Origin of the sequence: Frigoribacterium sp. CFBP 13707, assembly GCF_014842245.1 — a bacterium.
In the GTDB taxonomy this organism is placed as follows: domain Bacteria; phylum Actinomycetota; class Actinomycetes; order Actinomycetales; family Microbacteriaceae; genus Frigoribacterium; species Frigoribacterium endophyticum.
On record NZ_JACYVL010000003.1, the window covers coordinates 356,312 to 381,937 of the forward strand.

General features: G+C 71.9%; 26 protein-coding genes. 3 read left to right on the forward strand and 23 right to left on the reverse strand.

Annotated elements, in window-relative coordinates; all coding sequences use genetic code 11:
- Positions 1-43: 43 nt before the first annotated feature.
- The 11 genes from nusB to IFT45_RS08685 form a co-directional block, all read right to left on the reverse strand.
- Positions 44-454, reverse strand: coding sequence for a transcription antitermination factor NusB (nusB, locus tag IFT45_RS08635; protein ID WP_056054687.1), 411 nt, complete (start codon positions 452-454; stop codon positions 44-46).
- An 18-nt stretch (positions 455-472) separates the two neighbouring features.
- On the reverse strand, positions 473-1,036 hold the full coding sequence (gene efp, locus IFT45_RS08640; RefSeq protein WP_056054683.1) for an elongation factor P: 564 nt from the start codon (positions 1,034-1,036) through the stop codon (positions 473-475).
- A gap of 110 nt (positions 1,037-1,146) precedes the next feature.
- On the reverse strand, positions 1,147-2,295 hold the full coding sequence (gene aroB, locus IFT45_RS08645) for a 3-dehydroquinate synthase (RefSeq protein WP_192127664.1): 1,149 nt from the start codon (positions 2,293-2,295) through the stop codon (positions 1,147-1,149).
- Complete coding sequence (locus IFT45_RS08650; RefSeq protein WP_192127831.1) at positions 2,292-2,786, reverse strand: shikimate kinase; 495 nt, start codon at positions 2,784-2,786, stop codon at positions 2,292-2,294. The genes aroB and IFT45_RS08650 overlap by 4 nt, the downstream gene beginning before the upstream one ends.
- A 71-nt stretch (positions 2,787-2,857) precedes the next feature.
- Complete coding sequence (gene aroC, locus IFT45_RS08655) at positions 2,858-4,063, reverse strand: chorismate synthase (protein ID WP_185232619.1); 1,206 nt, start codon at positions 4,061-4,063, stop codon at positions 2,858-2,860.
- 93 nt (positions 4,064-4,156) lie between these two features.
- Positions 4,157-5,428, reverse strand: a complete 1,272-nt coding sequence (mltG, locus tag IFT45_RS08660; protein WP_371810923.1) for an endolytic transglycosylase MltG — start codon at positions 5,426-5,428, stop codon at positions 4,157-4,159.
- A gap of 2 nt (positions 5,429-5,430) precedes the next feature.
- Positions 5,431-5,940: a Holliday junction resolvase RuvX gene (gene ruvX, locus IFT45_RS08665; RefSeq protein ID WP_192045684.1), complete on the reverse strand. Its 510-nt coding sequence runs from the start codon at positions 5,938-5,940 to the stop codon at positions 5,431-5,433.
- A 2-nt stretch (positions 5,941-5,942) separates the two neighbouring features.
- The gene (alaS, locus tag IFT45_RS08670) at positions 5,943-8,615 is read right to left on the reverse strand and encodes an alanine--tRNA ligase (protein ID WP_192127669.1); all 2,673 of its coding nucleotides are present in this window, start codon (positions 8,613-8,615) and stop codon (positions 5,943-5,945) included.
- 65 nt (positions 8,616-8,680) lie between these two features.
- Entirely contained in the window at positions 8,681-8,881 is a 201-nt protein-coding gene (locus IFT45_RS08675) for a hypothetical protein (RefSeq protein WP_167259154.1), read from the reverse strand.
- A 154-nt stretch (positions 8,882-9,035) separates the two neighbouring features.
- A complete protein-coding gene (rpsD, locus tag IFT45_RS08680) occupies positions 9,036-9,665 on the reverse strand; it encodes a 30S ribosomal protein S4 (RefSeq protein WP_082514352.1) in 630 nt (209 codons plus the stop codon).
- A gap of 232 nt (positions 9,666-9,897) precedes the next feature.
- Complete coding sequence (locus IFT45_RS08685) at positions 9,898-11,310, reverse strand: replication-associated recombination protein A (RefSeq protein WP_082514460.1); 1,413 nt, start codon at positions 11,308-11,310, stop codon at positions 9,898-9,900.
- A 132-nt stretch (positions 11,311-11,442) separates the two neighbouring features.
- Here IFT45_RS08685 and IFT45_RS08690 point away from each other — a divergent pair, with 132 nt between their 5' ends.
- The 3 genes from IFT45_RS08690 (at position 11,443) to IFT45_RS08700 (ending at position 14,203) form a co-directional block, all read left to right on the forward strand.
- Positions 11,443-12,222 carry a peptidylprolyl isomerase gene (locus IFT45_RS08690; RefSeq protein ID WP_192127671.1) on the forward strand — a complete coding sequence of 260 codons (780 nt, stop codon included), beginning with the start codon at positions 11,443-11,445 and terminating at the stop codon, positions 12,220-12,222.
- Between the two features lie 84 nt (positions 12,223-12,306).
- On the forward strand, positions 12,307-13,545 hold the full coding sequence (locus IFT45_RS08695; protein ID WP_197982295.1) for a DUF349 domain-containing protein: 1,239 nt from the start codon (positions 12,307-12,309) through the stop codon (positions 13,543-13,545).
- A 103-nt stretch (positions 13,546-13,648) separates the two neighbouring features.
- Positions 13,649-14,203, forward strand: a complete 555-nt coding sequence (locus IFT45_RS08700) for a hypothetical protein (RefSeq protein WP_192127673.1) — start codon at positions 13,649-13,651, stop codon at positions 14,201-14,203.
- A gap of 28 nt (positions 14,204-14,231) precedes the next feature.
- On the opposite strand, the gene IFT45_RS08705 is transcribed toward IFT45_RS08700, so the two are convergent.
- The 12 genes from IFT45_RS08705 to IFT45_RS08760 form a co-directional block, all read right to left on the reverse strand.
- Positions 14,232-16,514, reverse strand: coding sequence for a bifunctional (p)ppGpp synthetase/guanosine-3',5'-bis(diphosphate) 3'-pyrophosphohydrolase (locus IFT45_RS08705; protein WP_082514350.1), 2,283 nt, complete (start codon positions 16,512-16,514; stop codon positions 14,232-14,234).
- Between the two features lie 96 nt (positions 16,515-16,610).
- The gene (locus IFT45_RS08710; protein WP_192127675.1) at positions 16,611-16,967 is read right to left on the reverse strand and encodes a rhodanese-like domain-containing protein; all 357 of its coding nucleotides are present in this window, start codon (positions 16,965-16,967) and stop codon (positions 16,611-16,613) included.
- Positions 16,964-17,974, reverse strand: a complete 1,011-nt coding sequence (gene secF, locus IFT45_RS08715) for a protein translocase subunit SecF (RefSeq protein ID WP_192127676.1) — start codon at positions 17,972-17,974, stop codon at positions 16,964-16,966. Before secF ends, IFT45_RS08710 begins: the two co-directional genes overlap by 4 nt.
- Positions 17,974-19,734, reverse strand: a complete 1,761-nt coding sequence (secD, locus tag IFT45_RS08720) for a protein translocase subunit SecD (protein WP_185232606.1) — start codon at positions 19,732-19,734, stop codon at positions 17,974-17,976. The genes secF and secD overlap by 1 nt, the downstream gene beginning before the upstream one ends.
- Positions 19,735-19,827: 93 nt before the next feature.
- Positions 19,828-20,259: a preprotein translocase subunit YajC gene (yajC, locus tag IFT45_RS08725; protein WP_192127679.1), complete on the reverse strand. Its 432-nt coding sequence runs from the start codon at positions 20,257-20,259 to the stop codon at positions 19,828-19,830.
- 80 nt (positions 20,260-20,339) lie between these two features.
- On the reverse strand, positions 20,340-21,365 hold the full coding sequence (gene ruvB / locus IFT45_RS08730) for a Holliday junction branch migration DNA helicase RuvB (protein WP_056054648.1): 1,026 nt from the start codon (positions 21,363-21,365) through the stop codon (positions 20,340-20,342).
- Positions 21,362-21,976, reverse strand: a complete 615-nt coding sequence (gene ruvA / locus IFT45_RS08735) for a Holliday junction branch migration protein RuvA (protein WP_056054645.1) — start codon at positions 21,974-21,976, stop codon at positions 21,362-21,364. The genes ruvB and ruvA overlap by 4 nt, the downstream gene beginning before the upstream one ends.
- Positions 21,973-22,578, reverse strand: coding sequence for a crossover junction endodeoxyribonuclease RuvC (gene ruvC / locus IFT45_RS08740; RefSeq protein ID WP_192045901.1), 606 nt, complete (start codon positions 22,576-22,578; stop codon positions 21,973-21,975). Before ruvC ends, ruvA begins: the two co-directional genes overlap by 4 nt.
- A 13-nt stretch (positions 22,579-22,591) precedes the next feature.
- Positions 22,592-23,359: a YebC/PmpR family DNA-binding transcriptional regulator gene (locus tag IFT45_RS08745; RefSeq protein WP_185232602.1), complete on the reverse strand. Its 768-nt coding sequence runs from the start codon at positions 23,357-23,359 to the stop codon at positions 22,592-22,594.
- 62 nt (positions 23,360-23,421) lie between these two features.
- Complete coding sequence (pdxT, locus tag IFT45_RS08750) at positions 23,422-24,045, reverse strand: pyridoxal 5'-phosphate synthase glutaminase subunit PdxT (protein WP_056054635.1); 624 nt, start codon at positions 24,043-24,045, stop codon at positions 23,422-23,424.
- Positions 24,035-24,973 (reverse strand): pyridoxal 5'-phosphate synthase lyase subunit PdxS, encoded by a 939-nt coding sequence (gene pdxS / locus IFT45_RS08755; protein ID WP_056054631.1) that lies wholly within the window; start codon positions 24,971-24,973, stop codon positions 24,035-24,037. Before pdxS ends, pdxT begins: the two co-directional genes overlap by 11 nt.
- A gap of 25 nt (positions 24,974-24,998) precedes the next feature.
- Complete coding sequence (locus IFT45_RS08760; protein ID WP_192127681.1) at positions 24,999-25,625, reverse strand: HIT domain-containing protein; 627 nt, start codon at positions 25,623-25,625, stop codon at positions 24,999-25,001.
- Position 25,626 lies beyond the last annotated feature (1 nt).

A 25,626-nucleotide genomic window follows, 5' to 3' on the forward strand; every position in this document is an offset into this window, starting at 1 on the left:
GCGTCGCGACCCGGCCCGCAGGCCGCGACGCGGTGCCGCCAGCCTAGCGGCTGGCGGCGACGCTGCTGAGCAGGCCGTTGACGAAGGTGGCGGAGTCGTCGGTGCTCAGCGACTCGGCGAGCTCGACCGCCTCGCTGATCGCGACGTGGTCGGGCACGTCGTCGGCGTGGAGCAGCTCGAAGATGGCGATGCGGAGGATGCCCCGGTCGAGGATGGGCATCCGCTTCAGGGGCCAGCCCTGCGAGTACGTCTCGATGAGCTCGTCGATCTCGGAGCCGTTCTCGACGACGCCCTGGACGAGGTCGCGGGCGTAGCCCCAGCTGGAGCTGCGCTCGGGCTGGGCCATCGCCCGCGTGGTCTCGGCGACCAGGGCGTCGCTGATGCTGATCTGTCGGACGTCGGCGACGTAGAGGACGTCGAGGGCGCGCTTGCGCGCCTTGGTGCGTGCGCTCACGGAGGCTGTCGGCGCCGACTAGTCGGCGACGCGGCCGAGGTAGCCGCCGTCGCGCGTGTCGACCTTGACCTTGGTGCCGGTCTCGAGGAAGAGCGGGACCTGGATCTCGTAGCCGGTCTCGACCGTCGCGGCCTTGGTGCCGCCGGTCGAGCGGTCGCCCTGCAGACCGGGCTCGGTGTACGTGACCTCGAGGACGACGCTGGCGGGCAGCTCGATGTAGAGGGGCGTGCCGTCGTGGAGCGCCATCTGCACGTTCTGGTTCTCGAGCATGAAGTTCTTCGCGTCGCCGACGATCGTCGCCGGGACGTTGATCTGGTCGTAGTCGCTGGTGTCCATGAACACGTAGCCGTCGGCCTCGGCGTAGAGGTACGTGTACTCGCGGCGGTCGACGTTCGCGAAGTCGATCTTGGTGCCGGCGTTGAACGTCTTGTCGACGACCTTGCCCGACATGACGTTCTTCATCTTGGTGCGGACGAAGGCCCCGCCCTTGCCCGGCTTGACGTGCTGGAACTCGATCACGTTCCAGAGCTGGCCGTCCAGGTTGAGGACGGCGCCGTTCTTGATGTCGTTGGTGGTCGCCATGCGTGCGGGGTCCGTTCCGAGTTCTTGGTGATGCGGCCGAGACCGGCCGACGAGCGAGTCTACCGGACGCGCTCGTCCCGGCGGGGAGGGCGACGGGCGGACGCGCCTGCCTAGGAGCCGATCTCCTGGTACGCCATGAAGAGCAGGCTCGCGTCGGGACCGGTGAGGACGGTGGGCTTCGCGACGTCGTCGAGGACGATGAAGCGGAGCATGCCCGCCCGGGACTTCTTGTCGCGCTGCATCGTCGCGAGCAGGGTGTTCCACCGGCCGAGCGGGTAGCTCGTCGGCAGGGTCAGGGACTCGAGGATGCGGCGGTGACGGTCGACGACCTCGTCGCTGAGCCGTCCGCTCAGGCGGGCCAGCTCGGCGGCGAACACCATGCCGACCGAGACGGCCGCGCCGTGCCGCCACTGGTAGCGCTCGGCGTGCTCGACGGCGTGGCCGAGGGTGTGCCCGTAGTTCAGGATCTCGCGGAGCCCCTGCTCGGTGAAGTCCGCCGCGACCACGCGCGCCTTGACGCCGATGGCCAGCTCGAGGACCCGCCGGAACTCCGGGGTCGTCGGGTCGACCGCCCGGTCGACGTCGGCCTCGATCACGTCGAGGATCTCGGGCTCGGCGATGAAGCCCGCCTTCACGACCTCGGCGAACCCGGCCAGGATCTCGTTTCGCCCGAGGGTGTCGAGCATGTCGAGGTCGGCCACGACGGCGACGGGCGCGTGGAAGGCGCCGACGAGGTTCTTGCCCTCGGCCGTGTTGATGCCGGTCTTGCCGCCCAGGCTGGCATCGACCATGCCGAGGACGGTCGTGGGCACCTGGACGAGCGCGACGCCCCGGAGCCAGGTCGCGGCGACGAAGCCCGCGAGGTCGGTGACGGCGCCGCCGCCGAGGCCGATCACGGCGTCGGTGCGCGTGAAGTCCGCCTGGCCGAGCACCTGCCAGCAGAAGGCCGCCACCTCGACGCGCTTGGCGTCCTCGGCGTCGGGGACCTCGGCGATGAGGGCCTCGTAGCCCGCGGCCACGAGGCTCTCGCGCAGCTCGCCGGCCTTCCGGCCGAGCGTGGGCGCGTGGACGATCAGCACCTTGGCGGTGCCGCTCGGCAACAGCGCGGGGATGCGCGAGGCGACGCCCCGACCGAGCACCACGTCGTAGGGGGCGTCGCCGCCGACGCGGATCGTCGTCGAGTCGTCGTCGTGGCGGGCGGAGTCGCCCTGGAGGGCGCTGTCCTGGGGGGCGCTGTCGTGGGGGCGGGTGTCGCTCATGCGGGCCTCTCGGTCTGGTGGTCGGTGCGCCCGGCCAGGAAGACGACGATGTCGTCGACCAAGGTCGAGACGGGCCGGTCGGACGTGTCGAGCTCGACGTCGGCCAGGGATCGGTACAGGGGCGCCCGCTCGTCGGCGATCGCGCGCCAGGCGGCCATGCCGCCGGTCTGCAGGAGCGGGCGGGCGGACCCGGCGATCCGCGCCTCCACCGCCTCGGGCGTGACCGTCAGCAGCACCACGGTCGTTGCGGCGAGCCGCTCGCGCGTGTCGGGGTGGAGCACCGCTCCCCCGCCGAGCGAGACCACGCCGGGGCTGGTCAGCGCCTCGGCGACGACGTCGTGCTCGAGCTCCCGGAACCGGGGCTCCCCGTGCACGGCGAAGATCTCCGCGACGGGCCCGTGCCGACGGACGACGACGCGGTCGGTGTCGACGAAGGGGAGGCGGAGCCGCCGGGACAGCTTCTTCCCGATGCTGCTCTTGCCGGCGCCCATCGGGCCGATGAGCACGACGGGCCCGGCCTCGGCGGCCGGAGGCCCCGACGCCGTGCCCTCCGGGGCGCCGGTCACGATCCGGAGGCCGCCGCCTCGGTGCGGAGGGTCTCGGGGATGGACTCGAGGTAGGCCCGGAGGTTGCGCGAGGTCTCGGCGAGGGAGTCGCCGCCGAACTTCTCGAGCACCGCGTCGGCCAGGACGAGCGCGACCATCGACTCCGCGACGACGCCGGCGGCGGGCACGGCACAGACGTCGGAGCGCTGGTGGTGGGCCTTGCTCTCGTCGCCCGTCGCGACGTCGATCGTCGCGAGGGCGTGGGGGACGGTGGCGATGGGCTTCATGCCGGCGCGGACGCGGAGGACGGTGCCGGTGCTCATGCCGCCCTCGGTGCCCCCGGCACGGTCGGTGTCGCGGGAGATGACGCCGCCCTGGCGGTGCAGCTCGTCGTGCGCGACGCTGCCGCGGCGACGCGTCGTCTCGAAGCCGTCGCCGACCTCGACGCCCTTGATGGCCTGGATCCCCATCAGGGCGGCCGCCAGACGGGAGTCGAGCCGGCGGTCCCAGTGCACGTGCGAGCCGAGGCCGGGCGGCACGCCGTAGGCGAGCACCTCGACCACGCCGCCGAGGGTGTCGCCGTCCTTCTTCGCGGACTCGACCTCGTCGACCATGAGCGCGGAGGTGGCGGGGTCGAAGCAGCGGAGGGGGTCGTCGTCGAGCCGGTCGACGTCGCCCGGTCGCGGCAGGTCGGCGCCCTCGGGCACGCGGACCGGGCCGATGGAGAGCGTGTGGCTGACGAGCTCGACGCCGAGCTCGGCGAGGAAGGAGCGCGCCACGGCGCCGAGGGCGACGCGCGCGGCCGTCTCGCGGGCACTCGCGCGCTCGAGCACGGGGCGGGCCTCGTCGAAGCCGTACTTCTGCATGCCCACGAGGTCGGCGTGGCCGGGGCGGGGCCGCGTGAGCGGGGCGCTGCGCCCACGGGACGCGTCGCTGACCTCGACGGGCTCCGGGCTCATGACCTCCTCCCACTTCGGCCACTCCGTGTTGCCGATGCGGAGGGCGACCGGGCTGCCCATGGTGAGGCCGTGGCGGACGCCGCCGGAGATGGCCAGCTCGTCCTGCTCGAACTTCATGCGCGAGCCGCGGCCGTAGCCGAGCTTCCGCCGGGCGAGGTCGGTGCGGACGGCGTCCATCGAGACGGGCACGCCCGCGGGCAGCCCCTCGAGGACGGCGATGAGCTCGGGGCCGTGAGATTCCCCTGCGGTCAACCAACGAAGCATGCGGCAATCCTCGCACAGGCCGAGGACGTGGCCGTCCGCCGCCCGCCGCCCCGGGCGGGGAGGACGGGCGGCGGGCACGGCGCGGCCGTGGGCCTACTGGTACTCGGGGTGCTCGCGCATCCAGGCCTGCCAGACGGCGACGGCCTCCTCGTGCTCGGCGAACGTCGTCGAGAACGCCGTTTCGCCGGTGTCGAGGTTCGTCGTGACGAAGTAGAGCCAGGAGCCGTCGGCCGGGGCGACGGCCGCGTCGATCGCGAGGTCGCCCGGGTTGGAGATGGGGCCGACGGGGAGGCCCTCGTGCTGGTACGTGTTGTAGGGGTTGTCGGCGTCGCCGCGCTCCGCGTCCGTCGTCGTCACGCGGTGCGTGTTGCCGGTGCCGTAGGCGACGGTCGCGTCGGACTGCAGCAGCATCCCCTGGTCGAGGCGGTTCTGGAAGACCCGTGCCACCTTCGGGTAGTCGGCCGCGAGGCCCGCCTCGCGCTGGATGAGCGAGGCGAAGACGACGATGCGCTGCTGGTCGGCGGGCTGCACGCCGGCGGCCGCGAGGCGCTCCTTCATCGTGTCGACCATCTGCTGCAGGTAGCCCCGCGCGTCGAGGCCGGGGTCGAGCTCGTAGGTCGCCGGGAAGAGCCAGCCCTCGAGGCTGGTCGCCTCGGCGGGGAGGCCGAACGACGCGGGGTCGGCGGCCGCGGCCTGGACCTGGTCGAGCGGGATGCCCGTGGCGTCGGCGAGCAGCGTGTACACGTCGACGGCGGCCGTCCCCTCGGGGATGACGACGCGGTCCGTGACCCGGTTGGAGGAGTCCTGCAGGGCGGCGAGGGCCGAGGCGGCGCTCATCTCCTGCTGCAGCGTGTAGCTGCCGGGCTGGAACGTGATGGTGGGGTCGGCGAGCATGAGCGAGTAGGCGGCCTGGTAGCTCTTCGTGACGCCGGCGTCGTTGAGGTTCGTCGCGATGTCGGAGCCGTTCTCGCCGCTGGTCACGGCGAACTGCACCTCCGTGCCGTTGCCGGTGCCGGAGAAGTCCTCGGGGGCGGGCTCGCCCTGGAGCTTCTCGATCAGGGGCGACACGGCGCCCCACGCCGCGGCGACGCCCGCGGCGCCGCCGCCCACGACGACGAGCAGGACCACGAGCAGCACGATGCCGCCCTTCCTGCTGCCACGAGGGCGCTTCTCACGACCCCGGGGCGAGCGCTCCCGGTCGCGCTGCTCACGACGGGAGGCGGCCGGCACCTCCTCGGCGGGCTCGGCGGTGGCGACCCCGGCTCGGCGGGCACCGGCGGAGGCGCGGCTGCCGTCGGCGCCGCGAGGAGGGTCGGACTGCGGGGGCGACGCGAAGAGGTCGTCCCACTGGGGATCGTCGGCCACGGTCATCGTCCTTCGTCGGGTGCGGGGAGGGCCCCGGCGCCGTCGTCGGGGCCGGGTGCGCCCACGAGGTGACCGGGCGGGCGACCGCTCGACCGCTCGAGGTCGAGCGCGTGCTGGACGATGATAACAGCGGCGACCTGATCGATGACGGATCGTTGTCGACGGCCCTTGCGCCCGGAGGCCCGCAGTGCTCCTTGTGCACTGACGGTGGACAGCCGCTCGTCGACGAGCCGGACCGGCACGTCGCTCCGGCCGGCGAGGACGGCGGCGAAGTCGCGCGCGTCGGTGGTCGAGGGAGTGTCACCGCCCGACAGCGACAACGGCAGGCCCACGATGATCTCGAAGGCCGACGCCTCAGCGGCGTGGGCGAGGATGGCGTCGACGTCGGCGGTGCCGTCCGCCGCCCTCGGCACGGTCTCGACCGGGGTCGCGATCATGCCGTCCGGGTCGGTGCGGGCGACGCCGATGCGGGCGCGGCCCACGTCGACGCCGAGCCGCACCCCGCGACGCACCCTCAGCCCCGGAGGGCCGCGACGATGCCGGCCAGCGCCGCCGGCACGGCGGCCACGTCGGAGCCGCCGCCCTGCGCGAGGTCGTCCTTGCCGCCTCCCCCGCCGCCGAGCACGCCCGCGGCCGCGCGAGCCAGGGCGCCCGCCTTCACGCCGGCCCGACGAGCACCGTCGGTCGTGGCGACGATGACGGCGGGCTTGCCCTGCACGTCGGCCGCCAGGGCGACGACGGACGAGGACGAGGAGCCGAGACGCTCGCGCACGGACGTCACGAGCGACCGCAGCTCGTCGGTGGTGCGCAGCGCGCCGACGTCCTCGGCCACGACGGTCAGCTCGCCGACCGGAGCGGCCGTCGCCGCGAGCGAGGGCACCCGGGTCGCGAGCTGGGCGGACTCGAACTCCGCGATCCGCTTCTCGGCGGCCTTGAGGCTCGCCACCAGGTCGCCCACGCGCTCGGGCAGCTGCTCGCGCGGCGCCTTGAGCGACGACGTGAGCTGGGCCACGATCGCGCGCTCCGACGCGAACTCGCGGAACGCGTCCAGGCCGACCAGCGACTCCACCCGGCGGTTGGTCGAGCCCACGGAGGTCTCGCTCACCAGGTTCACGAGCCCGACCTGCGAGCTCGTCGAGACGTGGGTGCCGGCGCAGAGCTCCCGCGACCACGGGCCCCCGATGTCGACCATCCGCACGGTCTCGCCGTACTTCTCGCCGAAGAGGGCCATGGCGCCCATCGCCCGGGCCTCGTCGAGGGGCATCTCGCGGGTGACGACCTGGAGGTCGTCGCGGATGGCACGGTTCGCGATCTCCTCGATCTCGGACCGCGTGGCGGGGCTGAGGGCCTGGTTCCAGTTGAAGTCGAGGCGCAGGTAGCCGGCCTTGTTGTACGAGCCGGCCTGGTGCGCCTCCGGCCCGAGCACCTCGCGGAGCGCCGCGTGCACGAGGTGGGTCGCGGAGTGCGCCTGCGTCGCGCCGCGGCGCCACACGGGGTCGACGACGCTCGTGGCGGCGTCCCCGACGCCGACCTCGCCGGAGCGCACCTGCACCCGGTGGCTGATGAGGCCCTTGACCGGCTTCTGCACGTCGAGCACCTCGAGGTCGAAGCCCGTGCCGACGATGCTGCCGGCGTCGGCCTCCTGCCCGCCGGACTCCGCGTAGAGCGAGGTCTCCGCGAGGATCACCTCGGCGATGTCGCCCGCGACGGCACGGTCGACGGAGGCACCGTCGACGATGATGCCGAGGACGGTCGACTCGGTGTCGAGCACGTCGTACCCCGTGAACACGGTCTCGCCGTGGGCACGGAACGCGCTGTAGACGCTGAGGTCGGCGAGGGCGGTCTTCCGCGACTTCGCGTCGGCCTTGGCGCGGGCCCGCTGCTCGCTCATGAGGCGGTCGAAGGCCTCGCGGTCGACCGTCAGGCCGTTCTCCTCCGCGATCTCGAGCGTCAGGTCGATCGGGAAGCCGAAGGTGTCGTGGAGGAGGAAGGCCGTGTCGCCCGCGAGTCGCGGGGAGCCGGAGCCCTCGTCGCGGCGCTTCGTGTCGGCGACGGCGATGTCGAGGATGTCGGTGCCGGCCGACAGGGTGCGGAGGAAGGTCTCCTCCTCGCCGACGGCGAGCTGTGAGATGCGGTCGTAGTCGGTCTCGACCTCGGGGTAGGCCGCCTTCATGGCGTCCCGTGAGGCGGCGAAGAGCACCGGGAAGGTGGCCCCCTCCACACCCAGCAGGCGCATGGACCGCACGGCGCGGCGGAGCAGGCGACGCAGGATGTAGCCGCGGCCCTCGTTCGACGGACGGACGCCGTCGGAGAGCAGCATGAGCGCGCTCCGCACGTGGTCGGCGATGACCCGCATGCGGACGTCGTCGTCGTGCACGGCCCCGTAGCGGCGGCCGGACAGCTCCGCGGCGGCGTCGAGCACGGGGCGGACCTGGTCGATCTCGTACATGTTGTCGACGCCCTGCTTGAGGAACGCGACACGCTCGAGGCCCATGCCGGTGTCGATGTTCTTCGCGGGCAGCTCGCGCACGATGTCGAAGTCGACCTTCGAGCGCACGTTGTCGATCTGGTACTGCATGAACACGAGGTTCCAGATCTCGACGTAGCGGTCGTCGTCGGTGGCGGGGCCGCCGTCGACGCCGTAGGCCGGGCCACGGTCGAAGAAGATCTCGGAGCACGGGCCTGCGGGACCGGGCTGGCCGGTGTGCCAGTAGTTCGTGTCCTTCCCGAGGCGCTGGATCCGCTCGTCGGGCAGCCCCGCGATGCGCTTCCAGAGCTCGATCGCCTCGTCGTCCTCCTCGTAGACGGTCACCCAGAGGTCGTCCGGCGAGAAGGCCAGCCCGCCGTCGGCCTCGCTCGAGGTCAGCAGCCCCCACGCGTACTCGATCGCGCGGTCCTTGAAGTAGTCGCCGAACGAGAAGTTGCCGTTCATCTGGAAGAAGGTGCCGTGCCGCGGCGTCTTGCCGACCTCCTCGATGTCGTTGGTGCGGATGCACTTCTGGACGCTGGTGGCCCGGGGCCAGGGCGTCGGCACGAGGCCGGTGAGGTAAGGGATGAACGGCACCATGCCGGCGACCGTGAAGAGCAGCGACGGGTCGTCGCTGACCAGGGAGGCGGACGGGACCACGGTGTGGCCTCGCTCACCGAAGTACTCGAGCCAACGGCGGCGGATCTCTGCGGTCTGCATGGTTCTCCCAGGGGTGCTGCGGTGATGTGCGGGGGCGGACGAGGAGGCGCGGGGCCCCGGCCGGGTCAGCCCTCGGTCGTGGGGTCCGTCGCCGAGCGCAGCTCGGCCTCACGGGTCTTGTAGCCGTCGACGACCGCGGCGCGGAACGAGGTGACGCTGCCGTCGATGTCGTCGAGGAGGCGCTGCCCCCCGGCCGTGCGGACGGCGAGGTGCGCGATGCCGAGCCCGAGGACGACGCCGACGGACAGCAGGATCAGGCTCTTCACGGGTGCTCCTCACGGGTCTGCGCCGGGACGGCGCGGGTCGACACGTCAGCTTACTTCGAACGGCCGGGCGGTCGGGCACCGGGCCGCCGGGGACGACGAAGGGAGCGCGCCACGTGAGCGGCGCGCTCCCTCCGGAGTCGCTGTGGAGCAGGTGCTAGCGGGCGGCGTAGTACTCGACGACCAGCTGGACCTCGCAGGTCACGGGGACCTCGGCGCGCTTCGGGCGACGCACGAGGCGGGCCTGCAGCTTGTCGATCTCGACCTCGAGGTACGCGGGCACCTTGGGGAGGAGGTCGACGTGGCCACCGGCGGCGGAGACCTGGAAGATCTCCATCTTCTCGCTCTTGGGCTTGACGTGGATCATCTGGCCCTCCTTCAGACGGAAGGAGGGGCGGTCGACGAGCTTGCCGTCGACGAGGATGTGACGGTGCACGATCATCTGACGGGCCTGGGCCGTGGTGCGGGCGATGCCGGCACGGACGACCAGGGCGTCGAGACGCGTCTCGAGCAGCTCGACCAGGTTCTCACCGGTCAGGCCCGAGGCCTTGCGGGCCTCGTTGAAGACGATGCGGAGCTGGGCCTCGCGGATGCCGTACTGGGCACGCAGGCGCTGCTTCTCACGGAGACGGACGGCGTAGTCGCTGTCGGTCTTGCGCTTGGTGCGGCCGTGCTCGCCGGGAGCGTAGGGACGCTTCTCGAGGTAGCGGGCGGCCTTGGGGGTCAGCGCGATGCCGAGGGCACGCGAGAGACGGGTCTTGCTGCGGGTACGTGACTTGGTCGACACGGTCGTCCTGTTCTTGTCGTGGATCATGGAGGGCCGGCCCAGCGCGCGAGCGCCGGCAGGCGTAACAAGAGGGGTGAGTGCCGCGGTGGCGACCGGCTACAGGTCGTCGCACCTCTCTCGGGGACGTCTTCAGCAGCCGCGCATCGACACCCGAGTTCTAGGCAACCCCACGAGCATACAGGAGCGGCTGCGGCTGCGCGACAGGACCGAGGCGGCGAGTCGCGCTCGGGCGTCAGCGGCCGCGGGTGATGCGGCGCAGCTTCTCGAGCCGGGCGGCGACGTCGCGCTCGTTGCCGTTCGAGGTGGGGTCGTAGTAGGTGCGGTCGACGATCTCGTCGGGGAGGTACTGCTGCTCGACCACGCCGAACTCTGAGTCGTGCGCGTACTTGTAGCCCTTGCCGTGCCCGAGGCGGCGGGCCCCGGGGTAGTGCGCGTCTCGGAGGTGCTTCGGGACGGGGCCGGCGCCTCCCGCCCTGACGTCGGCGATGGCGGCGTCCAGGGCGCTGTACGAGCGGTTCGACTTCGGCGCCGTGGCGAGGTACACGACGGCCTCGGCCATCGGGATGCGCCCCTCCGGCATGCCGATCATCTGCACGGCCGTCGCCGCCGAGACGGCCACCGTCAGCGCGTTCGGGTCGGCCATCCCGATGTCCTCCGAGGCGGAGACGATGATGCGCCGGCAGATGAAGCGAGGGTCCTCCCCCGCCTCGATCATCCGGGCGAGGTAGTGCAGCGCGGCGTCGACGTCGGAGCCACGGACGGACTTGATGAACGCGCTGATGACGTCGTAGTGCTCGTCGCCGTTGCGGTCGTAGCGGAGCAGGGCGCGGTCGACCGACTGGGCGACGGTCTCGGCGGTGATGACCGGTCGGCCGTCGCCCCCGTCGCCGTCGTCGCCGTACTCGGCGTCGGGGTCGTAGTCGGCGTCGGCGTCGACCTCCTCGGTCGCGGCGCCCGCGGCGGTGAGCTCGGCCGTCGTCGCGGTCGCGGCGTGGGCGGACGCCTCGAGCGCGGTCAGCGCCCGACGGGCGTCGCCGGACGCGAGCCGGACGATCGTCGACAGCGCCTCGTCGTCGAGGACGACCCGGTCGTCGAGGCCCCGGGGGTCGTGGACCGCGCGACGGACGAGGTCGCCGAGGTCGTCGTCGCTCAGCTGCTCGAGCGTGAGGAGGAGCGACCGCGACAGCAGGGGCGTGATGACCGAGAACGAGGGGTTCTCGGTGGTCGCGGCGATGAGGATGACCCAGCCGTTCTCGACCCCGGGCAGCAGGGCGTCCTGCTGCGCCTTCGTGAAGCGGTGGATCTCGTCGAGGAAGAGGACCGTCGTCGTGCCGTACAGGTCCCGGTTCGTCAGCGCCTTCTCCATCACCTGACGGACGTCCTTGACGCCCGCGGTGACGGCGGACAGCTCGATGAACTGCCTGCCGGAGCTGTGCGCGATGGCCTGCGCGAGGGTCGTCTTGCCCGTGCCGGGCGGGCCCCAGAGGATGACCGAGACCGCGCCCTGCTCCCCCGTGGTGTCGGAGGCGAGGGTGACGAGTGGCGAGCCGGGCCGCAGCAGGTGTCGCTGGCCGGCGACCTCGTCGAGGCTGGTGGGGCGCATGCGGACCGCGAGTGGGGTCGAGCTCTGCGGGAGCGGGCTCATGGGCACCCATGCTAGACCGGGCCCCCGACACGGGAGCGGTCGTCGGCGCCGCCGTCCGCCCCGATACAGTCGATCCCACCGCACGAGCTCGTCCGCACGGGGCCGAGCGACGACCGAGCACGGAGGACACGCGTGGCTGCGACGAAGAACGACCGGGAGTCCCGCGACAGGCTGCGGCGGTACACCGCCCGGCAGCAGGTGCACGCCGCCCAGGTCGCCCGGCGCCGCCGCGACGACGTCCTCGCCGTCGTGGCCGTGGTGGTCGTCGTCGGCCTCGCCGTGCTCACGCAGGTGGTGTGGGGCAAGGACGACCCCGGCACGGCGGCGTCGACCCCCTCGCCGAGCGCCTCGTCGACGGCCGAGGCGACCGGCACCGGCGACGTCCCGAGCGCCGAGATCGCCGAGGGGCGCACCTGGACGGGGCAGTTCGACCTCAACGACGACGTGCAGCTGGGCGTCGAGCTCGACGGCGCCGCGGCGCCGCAGGCGACCTCCGTGCTGGTCGACCTGGTGCGGAAGGGCTTCTACACCGGCACGAGCTGCCACCGCATGAGCGACGCCGACTCCGCCGAGTTCCTCCAGTGCGGCTCGGCGAACGGCGACGGCACGGGCGACGCCGGCTTCACCTTCGGGCCGCTCGAGAACGTGCCGTCCGACGGCCTGTACCCGGCGGGCACGATCGCGATGGCCAGGGGCGAGAGCCCCGACTCGCAGTCGACCCAGTTCTTCGTCACCTACGGCGACACCTACCTCGACGCCTCGACCGGCGGGTACACGGTCGTGGGCCGGGTGACGAGCGGCCTCGACCAGCTGACCGCGAACGTCACCGACGCTGGCCTCACGCCGGGCACCAGCGAGACGGACGGCGCGCCGGTCGTGCCGACCACCATCACGTCCGCCTCCCTGGAGTAGTCCTCCGCGCCTCCTCGTGCAATAGGCTGGGCACCCATCGCGGGGGCTCGTCCTGAGCGCCGCGACGAGCACCTCCAGCAAGGGATGACAGTGGCTACTGACGATCGGGCACCCTGGGGCCGAGTCGACGACGACGGCACCGTGTACGTGCGCGAGGGCGAGGGCGAGCGCGCCGTGGGGCAGTACCCCGACGCGACGCCCGCCGAGGCCCTCGCCTACTACGAGCGCAAGTACACCGAGCTGAACGGGCAGGTCACCCTGCTCGAGCAGCGGGTGAAGCGCGGCGCCTCCGCCTCCGACGTGGCGAAGACGGTGAAGGCCCTGCACCAGCAGCTCGTCGAGCCGAGCGCCGTCGGCGACATCGAGGCCCTGCGCACGCGCGTGGCCGCCCTCGACTCGACCGTCGGCGAGATGACCGAGAAGCAGAGCGCCGAGGCGCAGGAGGCGCTGACCGAGGCCGTCGCCTACCGCACGTCGCTGGTCGTCGAGGCCGAGACGCTCGCCGCGCAGGATCCCGCGCGCGTGCAGTGGAAGCAGGTCACCGCCTCGGTCGACGACATCTTCGCCCGCTGGCAGAAGCACCAGCAGGACGGACCGCGCATCCCCAAGGGCGAGGGCAACGACCTCTGGAAGCGCTTCCGAGCGGCCCGGTCGACCATCGACCAGCACCGCAAGGCGTTCTACGCCGAGCTCGACTCCACCCACCGCGAGGCCCGTCAGCGCAAGCAGGCCCTCGTCGAGGCCGCGGACGCCCTGGCGGCCCGCGGTGCGGACGGCATCCCCGAGTACCGCCACCTGCTCGACGACTGGAAGCGCGCGGGCCGCGCCGGCAAGAAGTACGACGACGCCCTGTGGGCGCGCTTCAAGCGGGCCGGCGACGTCCTCTACGCCGCCAAGGGCGAGATCGCCGCGCAGGACGACGTCGAGTACGAGGGCAACCTCGCGGCCAAGCTGGCCCTGCTCGACGAGGCCGAGAAGATCCTCACGGTGACCGACCGGGTGCCGGCCCGTGAGCAGCTCACCTCCGTCCAGCTGCGCTGGGACGAGATCGGCCGCGTGCCCCGCGAGCAGCTCCGCTCGGTGGAGGACCGCCTGCGCAAGGTCGAGTCGCACGTGCGCGAGCTCGACGAGCAGTTCTGGGAGAAGAACAACCCCGAGCGCAAGGCCCGCTCGGAGGGCCTCGCGAGCCAGCTGCAGGACGCCATCACCAAGCTCCAGGAGGAGCTGACGGCGGCCGAGGCGTCCGGCGACGCGCGTCGCGTCGCGGAGGCCCGCGAGGCCCTCGACGCCCGCCGGGTCTGGCTGGACGCACTCGGCTCCTGACCGGCCCGCGACGCGTCGCCCCGATCGACCACGACCGCCCGCCCTCTCCACAGGAGAGCGCGGGCGGTCCGTCGTCCCGGCCCCGGTGCGCCAAGCTGGGCACGTGCGCCGACCGCTCCCCCGCCTCCTCAGCCCTCGGGACCTCCCCGAGGCCGAGCTGCGGGCTGCCGTGCTCGACGGGGAGCTCTACGCCCTCGGTGACCGCTGGTCGTCCGTGGCCGACCCCGACGACGCGGAGGCGCGGGCCCGGTCCGTCCTGTCCGAGTCCTCGTCGAGGACGATCGCGGCCCGCCGCACCGCTGCCTGGATCTGGGGGGCCTGCGCCGCGCCTCCCCCGGACCTCCAGTGCCTCGTGTCGTCGTCGGCCCGCAGCCGCGGAGCTCCGTCGGGCAGCCGCGTGTCGGAGGTGCGGATCGACGACGACGAGGTCGTCCACCTCGGCGGAGCCCTCGTGACGTCGCCGGCGCGGACGGTGCTCGACCTGCTCCGGCTGGACGACGTCAGCGGAAGGTCGGAGCAGCTCGCCCTCCGCGTGCTCTCAGAGCACGAGGTGGAGCCGCGTACCGTCCTGTCGCTCTCGCGGCGACACTCGTCGGCGGTCGGTCGCGCCCGGGCGCAGGCGCTCCTGCGAGCCCTCGTCGACCCGGTGCTCGGCTGAGGCACCGGGTCGACGGAGGGCAGGCCCGTCAGCCGGCGCTCACCCGGTAGACGTCGTAGACCGCGTCGATCCGCCTCACGGCGTTGAGGACGCGGTCGAGGTGCGTGGTGTCGCCCATCTCGAAGACGAAGCGGCTGAGGGCCAGGCGCTCGTCGGACGTGGACACGCTCGCGGAGAGGATGTTGACGTGGTGCTCGGAGAGCACCCGGGTCACGTCGGAGAGCAGGCCGCTGCGATCGAGGGCCTCGATCTGGATCTGGACGAGGAAGACGCTCTTCGAGGACGGCGCCCACTCGACGTCGATCATCCGCTCGGGCTCCTTCATCAGTCCCTGCACGTTGTGGCAGTTGGCCTGGTGCACGCTGACGCCCTGGCCCCGCGTGACGAACCCGACGATCTGGTCACCCGGCACCGGCGTGCAGCACTTGGCGAGCTTGACGAGGATGTCGGGGGCCCCACGGACGAGCACGCCCGAGTCGCTGTTGCGGAGCGGACGCGTGACGCCCTTGCTCGGGAACTCGAACTCGCCCTCGTCGACCTCGTTCTGCTGCTGCACCGCGGCGAGCACCTTCTCGATGACCGACTGCGTCGAGATGTGGCCCTCGCCCACGGCGGCGTACAGGCTCGAGACGTCGTCGTGTCGAAGCTGCGAGGCGACCTCGGCGATCGAGTCCTGGTTCATCAGCTTCTGCAGCGGCAGGTTCTGCTTGCGCATCGCCCGCGCGATGGCGTCCTTGCCCTGCTCGATCGCCTCGTCGCGGCGCTCCTTGGTGAACCACTGACGGATCTTGTTCCGGGCCCGGGGGCTCTTGACGAAGCTCAGCCAGTCCTGGCTGGGGCCCGAGTCCGGGTTCTTCGAGGTGAACACCTCGACGACGTCACCGCTGTTGAGCACGCTCTCGAGCGGCACGAGGCGGCCGTTGACCTTGGCGCCCATCGTCCGGTGGCCCACCTCGGTGTGCACGGCGTACGCGAAGTCGACGGGCGTGGCGCCGGAGGGCAGGCCGATGACCTTGCCCTGCGGCGTGAAGACGTAGACCTCCTTGGCGCCGATCTCGAAGCGCAGGCTGTCGAGGAACTCGCCGGGGTCGGCCGTCTCGGCCTGCCAGTCGGAGATGTGCGCGAGCCAGGCCATGTCGGTCTCGGTGCGCGCGCCCGTGCTGGAGTCGTCACGGCCGCCGTTCATCCGCTGCTTGTACTTCCAGTGCGCGGCGACGCCGAACTCCGCGCGCTGGTGCATCTCGTGCGTCCGGATCTGGATCTCGACCGGTCGGCCCTTCGGCCCGATCACCGTCGTGTGCAGCGACTGGTAGAGGTTGAACTTCGGCGTCGCGATGTAGTCCTTGAAGCGACCCGGCAGGGGGTTCCAGCGGGCGTGGATGGACCCCAGCACGGCGTAGCAGTCGCGCAGCGAGTTCACCAGGACCCGGATGCCGACGAGGTCGTAGATCTCGTCGAACTCGCGGCCGCGCACGATCATCTTCTGGTAGATCGAGTAGTACTGCTTCGGCCTGCCGACGACGTCGCCCCGGATCTTCGTCGACTTGAGGTCTGACTTCACCGCGTCGATGACGTTCTGCACGAACTGCTCACGCTGCGGGGTGCGCTGCTTGACGAGGTTGTCGATCTCGACGTAGAGCTTCGGGTGGAGGACGGCGAAGGAGAGGTCCTCGAGCTCCCACTTGATGGCCTGGATGCCGAGCCGGTGCGCGAGCGGCGCGTAGATCTCGAGGGTCTCGGTGGCCTTCCTCGTCGCCGACTCGGACTCGACGAAGCCCCAGGTGCGCGCGTTGTGGAGGCGGTCGGCCAGCTTGATGACGAGCACGCGGATGTCCTTCGACATCGCGACCACCATCTTGCGGACCGTCTCGGCCTGGGCGCTGTCGCCGTACTTCAGCTTGTCGAGCTTGGTGACGCCGTCGACCAGCATCGCGATCTCGTCGCCGAAGTCCCGCTGCAGCATGTCGAGCGTGTAGTCGGTGTCCTCCACGGTGTCGTGCAGGAGGGCGGCGGCGACGGTCTTGGAGCCGATGCCGAGGTCGGCGAGGATCTGGGCGACGGCCACGGGGTGCGTGATGTACGGCTCGCCGCTCTTCCGCAGCTGCCCCTGGTGGGCGCGCTCGGCGACGCTGTAGGCCCTCTCGATGACCACGAGGTCGGCCTTCGGGTGGTGCATGCGGACGGTCTTGACCAGGCGGTCGACGGCACCGGCCGGCTGGCTCCGGGAGAAGAGCCGGGGCAGCAGCGTGCGGAGCGACGCCGTGCCCTGAGGCTCGGGCGGCGCGTCGTTCCTCGTGGTGATCTCGGTCACGACCGCGCCTCGCTCTCGTCCTGGGGCCTCCTCGGCCCCGTCGGGTGGGTGGTGGCCGTGGCGGTGACCCGCTCCGACAACGCTACCCTCTCGCGGTCAGTCGACCGACGCCGGCCCCCCGCCGTCGCGGGTCAGCTCGCCGTCGGCGTCGCGCCAGGCGAGCATGCCGCCCTCGACGTTGACGGCTCGGCGACCTGACCGACGCAACGCCGCCGAGGCACGCATCGAGCGCATCCCCGAGTGGCAGACGACGAGCACGTCTCGGTCGGTCGGCACCTCGTCGAGGCGCTCCCCCAGCTCGGAGAGCGGCACGAGCAAGGCCTGCGGCGCGTGGCCGGCGTCCCACTCGGAACGCTCGCGGACGTCGAGCAGGTAGCCGCCGTCGGCGACGAGGGCGACGGCCTCCGCGGCGGTGACGTCGGGGAAGTCGGACGAGCCGGCGGCGGCGGTCACGAGCCGACCTCGGCGCGCTCCTCGGCCGTGACGGGGGCGGAGGCCGCCGTCTTCTTCGCGTCGCGGTCGGCCAGGGCCGGTTCGCGCATCCGCAGCGTCGCGTAGAGCGGCGACGCGATGAAGATCGTCGAGTAGGTGCCCACGAGGATGCCGATGAACAGGGCGAGCGAGATGTCGCGCAGCGTGCCGGCCCCGAGGACGAACGCGCCGATGAAGAGGATCGCCGCGACGGGCAGCAGGGCCACCACGGAGGTGTTGATCGACCGCACGAGCGTCTGGTTGACGGCGAGGTTGACCGACTGCGCGAAGGTCCGCCTCGAGCTCTCGCCGTCCTCCGTGGTGTTCTCGCGGATCTTGTCGAAGACCACCACCGTGTCGTAGAGCGAGTAGCCCAGGATGGTGAGGAAGCCGATGACGGCCGCGGGGGTGACCTCGAAGCCGACGATGCCGTAGATGCCGGCCGTCAGGACGAGGTCGTGGAGCAGGGCCGCCATGGCGGCCAGCGACATCTTCCACGTCCGGAAGTAGAGCGTCATGCCGATCGCGGCGAGGATGAGGAAGATCACGAGGCCCTTGATGGCCTGGCCGGTGATGTCGGCGCCCCACGAGGCCCCGATGAACGACGACGTGACCCGGTCGGCGGGGACGTCGTAGGCCTCGGCCAGGGCGTCAGCGACGTCGTTCGTCTGCGCCGGCTCCAGCTGCGAGGTCTGCACGCGGATGGTGTCGGAGCCGACCTGCGTCACGCGGGGTGTCGAGCCGGGCGCCGTCGCCTCGACGGTCTCGCTCGCGACGTCCTGGTCGAGGGAGGCGGGCTGGGCCACCTGGAACTCGGACCCGCCGGTGAACTCGATGCCGAAGTGGAAGCCGCCGCGGAGGAAGGGCACCGTGGCCGACAGGATGAGGACGACGACGGCGACGATGTACCAGGTACGGCGTCGGCCGACGATGTCGTAGGAGCGAGCCCCCGTGTAGAGGTCGTTCCCGAACTTCGAGAAACTGGCCATCAGGAGTCCTTCCCGTCAGTGCGCGTCGTGTCGTCGACACGGTCGCCGTTCTTCTCGGCGGCCTTGCGCTCCGCGATGGTCTGGCGCTTGGCGGCCTCGCGGCCACCGGCGCCCTTGCGAGCCCCGACGGGTGCCGGGGTGCGGAACTGTGCCCGGCCGCGGTAGACCGCGCCGAGGGCCTTGGGGTCGAGCCCGCTGAGGGGGTTGCCCTCGCCGAAGAAGCGCGTGCGGGCGATCAGCTGGAGCATCGGGTGCGTGAACAGGGCCACGACGATCAGGTCGATGACCGTCGTGATGCCGAGCGTGAGCGCGAAGCCCTTCACGTTGCCCACCGCGAGGATGAAGAGCGTGATGGCGGCGAGGAAGTTGACCGTGTCCGACGCGATGATCGTGCGGATGGCCCGACGCCAGCCCGACTCGACGGCGGACTCGAGGATGCGCCCGTCACGGAGCTCGTCGCGGATGCGCTCGAAGTACACGATGAACGAGTCGGCGGTGATGCCGATGGCCACGATCAACCCCGTCACGCCGGCGAGCGAGAGCCGGTAGCCCTCCCGCCACGAGAGGATCGCGATGACGAGGTAGGTCAGGGTCGCCGCGATGACCAGCGACAGGATCGTGACGAAGGCCAGCGCCCGGTACTGCACGAGCGAGTAGATGACGACGAGGATGAGGCCGATCAGGCCGGCGATGAGGCCGCTGACGAGCTGGGTCTGGCCGAGCGTCGCCGTGATGTTCTCGTTGCTCTGCACCGTGAAGCTGATCGGCAGCGCGCCGAACTTGAGCTGGTCGGCGAGGGTCTTCGAGGTGTCCTGCGTGAACGAGCCGGTGATCTGCGCCTTGCCGTCGGTGATCGCGGCGTTGGCGGACGGGGCGGTGATCACCTGGTTGTCGAGCGTGACCGCGAACTGGTTCTGCGGCGCCTGCAGGGTCACGAGGCGGGAGGTGACGTCGCTGAACTCGCGCGAGCCCTGGCCGTTGAACTCGAGGTTCACGGCCCAGGTGTTCGTCGAGTTGCCCTGCGAGTCGGTGGCGAGGCCGTTGGTGGCGTCGCTGATGTCGCTGCCCTGCACCTCGACCGGGCCGAGGATGAACTTCGACGTGCCGTCGGTCGAGCACGTGACGAGCGGCTCGTCGTCCGGCGCGGTGGCGAGGTCGTTGTCGGCGGCGCACTGGTAGTTCGTGTACTCGTCGGCCAGCTGCTCGGTGATCCACGCCAGGTCGGAGGCGTTGGTCGGCGAGGCGGTGGGGGTCGAGTTGAGCTCGGGGTTCGGCGTGTAGGGCGTGGCGGACGGGCTCGCCGAGGCGCCGTCGGTGTCGTCGCCCCCGACGGCGGCCGTGCTCACGGCCTCCGTGTAGAGGACGGGGCGGAAGGTCAGGCGCGCCGAGGCCTCGATGCGCTCGAGGGTCGCGTTGTCGGGCCGGCCGGGGATGGAGACGACGATGTTCTGCGAGCCCTGGCGGGTGATCTCCGACTCGGAGACCCCGGCCGAGTCGATGCGCTGACGGATGATCGTCACGGCCTGGTCGAGCTGCTGGCTCGAGACGGACTCGCCGCTCGCGAGCTGTGCCGCGAGGGTGATCTGCGTGCCGCCCTGCAGGTCGAGCGCGAGCTCGGGCACCCAGCTGGCGCCGGCGGCCCAGTCGGCCTTGCCGTTCAGCAGGGTGGCGGTGCCGTTGAGGGCGGTCAGCCCCGCGATGATGACCAACAACCAGGTCAGGGAACGAAGGGCCTTCTTGACCGGCGTCGAGCGTGCCACGGAGGAGTCTGCTTTCTCATGGGAGCGCGCGCCCTGGTGAGGAGCGCGCGCCGGTGGTCGAGCGAGGCCACGTCGTGGCCCCGCGACGGCGGTCTAGACGGTGCGGGGGTTCTCGTCGTCGGAGGCCGAGGTGTCGACCCGGTCGCCCGGGGCACGCTCGCCGAAGGCGGGCTTGGTCAGGTCGACCGGTGCGGCGGCGGGACGGCCGTCGACGTCGTCGGCCTCGTCGGCCTCGTCGACGACGGTCTCGTCGTCGGCGGCGACCGGGGGCGTCACGACCCGGCCGAGGGTCTGGCGGTGCACCTTCAGGACGGTGCCCGGGGCGACCTCGACCTCGGCCGTGGTGGTCTCGTCGTCGATCGAGACGATGGTGCCGTAGACGCCGAAGGTCAGCATGACCTCGACCCCGGGGACGAGCGCTGTCTGCAGCTCGGCCTGCTGGCGGTCGCGCTTCTTCTTGTTGCGGAACATGAAGAAGACGAGGACCACCAGGAGGAGGACCATGATGAGCGATGTGGCGTCCATGAGGAACTGCCTTTCGGAGCTAGGAGGTTGTCGTCGGCGGCGGTGCTGCGGGGGCCCCTGGCCTCACCGACCTCCGGAGATCATAGTTCATCGCCGAACAGCGCCCCTGAGCCGCGCGACAGGCCGAAGTGCCGCCACGCCGTCGCGGTGGCCACCCGCCCGCGCGGGGTCCGGACCAGGAGGCCCACCCGGACGAGGAAGGGCTCGACGACCGACTCGATGGTGTCGGCCTCCTCCCCGACGGAGACCGCGAGGGTGCCGAGCCCGACGGGCCCCCCGTCGAACCGGGTGAGGATGGTCTTGACGACCTCCCGGTCGAGGCGGTCGAGCCCCAGGTCGTCGACGTCGTAGAGCTCGAGCGCCGCGCGCACCGTCGCGAGGTCGGCGTCACGGCCGTGGACGAGGGCGTAGTCGCGCACCCGGCGCAGCAGGCGGTTGGCGATGCGCGGCGTGCCGCGGCACCGGCCCGCGATCTCGGCCAGGGCCTCTCCGTCGACGGCGATGCCGAGGAGCGAGGCGGCGCGTCGGAGCACCTCGGCGAGCTCCGCCTCGTCGTAGAACTCGAGGTGGGCCGTGAAGCCGAAGCGGTCGCGGAGCGGGTTCGGCAGCATCCCGCTGCGGGTCGTCGCCCCCACCAGGGTGAAGGGCGAGAGCTCGAGGGGGATGCTCGTGGCCCCCGCGCCCTTGCCGACCATGATGTCGATCCGGTAGTCCTCCATGGCGAGGTAGAGCATCTCCTCCGCGGAGCGCGCCATGCGGTGGATCTCGTCGATGAAGAGGACCTCGCCCGGCACGAGGGCCGAGAGCACGGCGGCGAGGTCGCCGGCGTGCTGGATGGCCGGCCCGGACGACATGCGCAGGGGGCGGCCGCTCTCGTGGGCCACGATCATCGCCAGGGTCGTCTTGCCCAGCCCGGGCGGACCGGCCAGCAGGATGTGGTCGGGCGACCGCCCCTGCATCGCGGCGGCCTTGAGGAGCAGCTCCAGCTGCCCGCGGACCTTCGCCTGCCCGACGAACTCGCCGAGCGAGGTCGGCCGGAGCGCGCCCTCGAAGGCGAGCTCCGCCTCCGACTCGACGGTGGGCCGGGTCAGGTCGGCGTCGGTCACGAGCGGGCGCCGAGCGACTTCTGCGGCCCGAGGTGGCCGAGCGCCGCCCGGAGCAGCTGCGGCACGGCCGCGGCGACGTCGTCGCCCCGGGCGGCCACGACGGAGTCGATCGCCGCCTGGGCCTCGCGCTCCGACCAGCCGAGGCCGACGAGCGCGACGAGGACGTCGGCGGCCGTGCTGGAGGCGGCGGTGACGCTGGGTGCGGACGCCGCGACGTCGAGCTTGCCGGCCAGCGACAGGACGATCAGCTTCGCCGTCTTCGGGCCGATGCCCGAGACGCGACGGAACGCCGCGTCGTCGTCGTCGGCGACGGCGTGGGCGACCTGCGACGGGCTGAGGTGCCCGAGCACTCCCTGGGCGCTCTTCGGGCCGACGCCCGTCACGCTGCGGAGCAGGTCGAAGACCTCGAGCTCCTCGCGGTCGGCGAAGCCGAAGAGGGAGAGGTCGTCTTCTCGGACGACGAGGGCGGTGTGGAGCATCGCCGTCTCGCCGGGCCGCAGGGTCAGGGCGAGCTGGGCCGTGACGCCGACGCGGAGGCCCACTCCCCCGACCTCGACGACGACGGTCGTCCCGGAGGCGGACAGCACGGTTCCCCGGACGGACGAGATCATGCCCCCAGCCTAGGAGCCCGCTGACGCTTCTCCGCGTCGCGCCACGCCCGCTGGGCGGGCGTCAGCCCGGCGGCCGTGCCGGCACCGCCCGACGCCGAGGACGAGGCGGACGGCACGGTGGTCGTGCGACCGTCGCGACGCCAGGCGTGGCAGATCGCGATGGCGAGGGCGTCGGCGGCGTCCGCCGGACGGGGCGGCTCGGCGAGGCCGAGCAGCCGGGCCACCATGGCGGCGACCTGGGCCTTGTCGGCGGACCCGTAGCCGGTGACGGCGGCCTTCACCTCGGAGGGGGTGTGCAGCGCCACTGGGATCGACCGCTCGGCGGCGGCACGCAGCGCGAGCCCGCTGACCTGCGCGGTGCCCATGACGGTGCGCAGGTTGTCCTGCGCGAAGACGCGCTCGATCGCCATCGCGTCGGGCCGGTGCTCGTCGACGAGGGCCTCGATGCCCCGGCCGATCGTCATGAGCCGCTGCTCGAGGGGCTCGTCGACGCCCGACCGGACGACCGTCACGGCGACGAGGGTGGCGCGCCGCTGGGCGTCGACCTCGACCACGCCGACGCCGCAGCGCGTCAGGCCGGGGTCGATGCCGAGCACCCGCAGCGGCACGGCCTCGTCAGTCTTCGTCGTCGTCGTCGAGCGCGGCCTGCACGTCGGCGGGCACGTCGAAGTTGGCGTAGACGTTCTGGACGTCGTCGTCGTCGTCGAGCGCGTCGACGAGCCGGAACACCTTGCGGGCGGTCTCGAGGTCGACCTCGATCTTGAGGCCGGGCACGAACTCCACGTCGGCGGAGTCGTAGTCGATCCCGGCGTCCTGGAGCGCGGTGCGGGTGGGGACGAGGTCGGACGGCTCCGTCACGATCTCGAAGCCCTCACCGCGGTCGGTGACCTCCTCGGCGCCGGCGTCGAGGACGGCGGCGAGGACGTCGTCCTCCGTCAGCTCGTCGGTCTTCATGACCGCGATGACGCCCTTGCGGCTGAAGTTGTACGCCACGCTGCCGGGGTCGGCCATGGTGCCGCCGTTCCGCGACATGACCGTGCGGACGTTGGCGGCGGCCCGGTTCTTGTTGTCGGTGAGGCACTCGATCAACAGGGCGACGCCGTTCGGGCCGTAGCCCTCGTACATGATGGTCTGGTAGTCGACGACCTCGCCGCTGAGGCCGGCGCCGCGCTTGATCGCGCGGTCGATGTTGTCGTTCGGCACCGAGGTCTTCTTGGCCTTCTGCACCGCGTCGACCAGGGTCGGGTTGCCCGACATGTCGGCACCGCCCTGCTTGGCGGCGACCTCGATGTTCTTGATGAGCTTGGCGAACGACTTCGCGCGACGGCTGTCGATGACGGCCTTCTTGTGCTTGGTCGTGGCCCACTTGGAATGCCCGGACACGGTGCTCCTTACCTACGGCAGATGATCCGGATCAGTGTACCGGCCGTCGCCGCCCGGAGAGGTCAGCGGGAGGCGAAGGCGCGGGCCTTGTCGAGGAACCGGGCGTGGAACCGGTAGTCGGCCGTGACCTCGGGGTGGAACGCGGTGCCGAGCAGGGAGCCCTGCTCGACCGCGACCACGCGGCCGTCGTCGAGCACGCCCACCGCGGTGGCCAGCGACCCGACCCTGTCGACGACGGGGGCGCGGATGAAGACCGCGTGCACGGGAGGGCCGCCGATCACGGGCACGTCGAGGTCGGTCTCGAAGGAGTCGGTCTGGCCGCCGAACGCGTTGCGGCGGACGGAGACGTCGAGCCCGCCGATCGTGCGCTGCCCGGGGGTGCCGTCGACGACGTGGTCGGCCAGCATGATGAGGCCCGCGCAGGTGCCGTAGACGGGCAGGCCGCCGTCCACCGCGGCACGGAGGGGCTCGGCCATGCCGAAGGTCCGGGAGAGCTTGTCCATCACGGTGGACTCCCCGCCGGGGATGACGAGGCCGGAGACCGAGGCCAGCTCGTCGGGGCGACGGACGGGCACGGCTTCGGCACCGAGGGCCGTGAGCACCGCGAGGTGCTCACGGAAGTCGCCCTGGAGGGCGAGGACCCCCACCCGGGGGCCCCGCGCCTCCGTCGAGGGGCTACCAGCCACGCTCGGCGAGGCGGTGGGGCGCCGGCAGGTCGGGCACGTTGATGCCGACCATGGCCTCGCCCAGGCCACGGGACGCGTCGGCCACGACCTGCGGGTCGTCGAAGAACGTGGTCGCCTTGACGATGGCGGCCGCCCGCTCACGCGGGTTGCCGGACTTGAAGATGCCGGAGCCGACGAAGACGCCGTCGGCGCCGAGCTGCATCATGAGCGCGGCGTCGGCCGGGGTCGCGACGCCGCCGGCGGTGAAGAGGACGACGGGCAGCTTGCCCGTCGCGGCGATCTCGGCGACGAGCTCGTACGGAGCCTGGAGCTCCTTCGCGGCGACGTAGAGCTCGTCCTTCGCGAGGCCCTTGAGCTGCGCGATCTCCTTCGAGATGGTGCGGATGTGCTTGGTCGCCTCGGAGACGTCGCCGGTGCCGGCCTCGCCCTTCGAGCGGATCATGGCCGCACCCTCGGTGATGCGGCGGAGGGCCTCGCCGAGGTTCGTCGCGCCGCAGACGAAGGGGACGGTGAAGTTCCACTTGTCGATGTGGTTGACGTAGTCGGCCGGGCTCAGGACCTCGGACTCGTCGATGTAGTCGACGCCGAGGGTCTGCAGGACCTGCGCCTCGACGAAGTGGCCGATGCGGGCCTTGGCCATGACGGGGATGGAGACGGCGGCGATGATCTCGTCGATCATGTCGGGGTCGCTCATGCGGGCGACGCCGCCCTGCGAGCGGATGTCGGCGGGCACGCGCTCCAGGGCCATGACGGCGACGGCGCCGGCCTCCTCCGCGATCTTCGCCTGCTCGACGTCGACGACGTCCATGATCACGCCGCCCTTCAGCATCTCTGCGAGGCCGCGCTTGACCCGGTCGGAGCCGGTCGTGCCGGCGGCGGTCGACGAGGAGGCGGAGGTGGGGACGGAGGTCGGGGTGCTGTCGCTCATGATGCGCCTAGTTTAGGCGCACTCGTCAGGCTGCGGGCCCCGGTGACGCCGCCGGTGCCGAAGTGGCCTCGTCGTGCGGCCACGCCTCGGCGACCGCGGTGCGGACGTCGCCGAGCAGCTGCGTGATCGCCTTCGTGCCCGCCACGATGGGGAAGAAGTTCGAGTCGCCCGCGTAGCGCGGCACGACGTGCTGGTGGAGGTGCGCCGCGATCCCCGCGCCGCCCACGGCTCCCTGGTTCATGCCCAGGTTGAACCCCTGCGCGTGGGACACCTCGGTGAGCACTCGCATGGCCGTCTGCGTCAGCGCCCCGATCTCCGCGACCTCCTCGGGAGTCGCGAGGTCGTAGGTGGAGACGTGCCGGTACGGGCAGACCAGCAGGTGACCCGGGTTGTACGGGAACAGGTTCAGGAGGACGTAGGCGTGGCGGCCGCGGGCGACGACCAGCGCCTCCTCGTCGGGTCGCAACGGCGCACGGCAGAACGGGCACGAGTCGTCGTCGTGCGCGCCCTGCCCGCCGGCGACGTACACGGCGCGGTGCGGAGTCCAGAGTCGCTGGAAGGCGTCGGGCACGCCCGCGAAGTCGCCCGCCGACTCCCCGGGGGCGGGCGTCGCGCCCTCTCCCCCGGAGCCGGCGGGCGTGCTCGCCGTCACC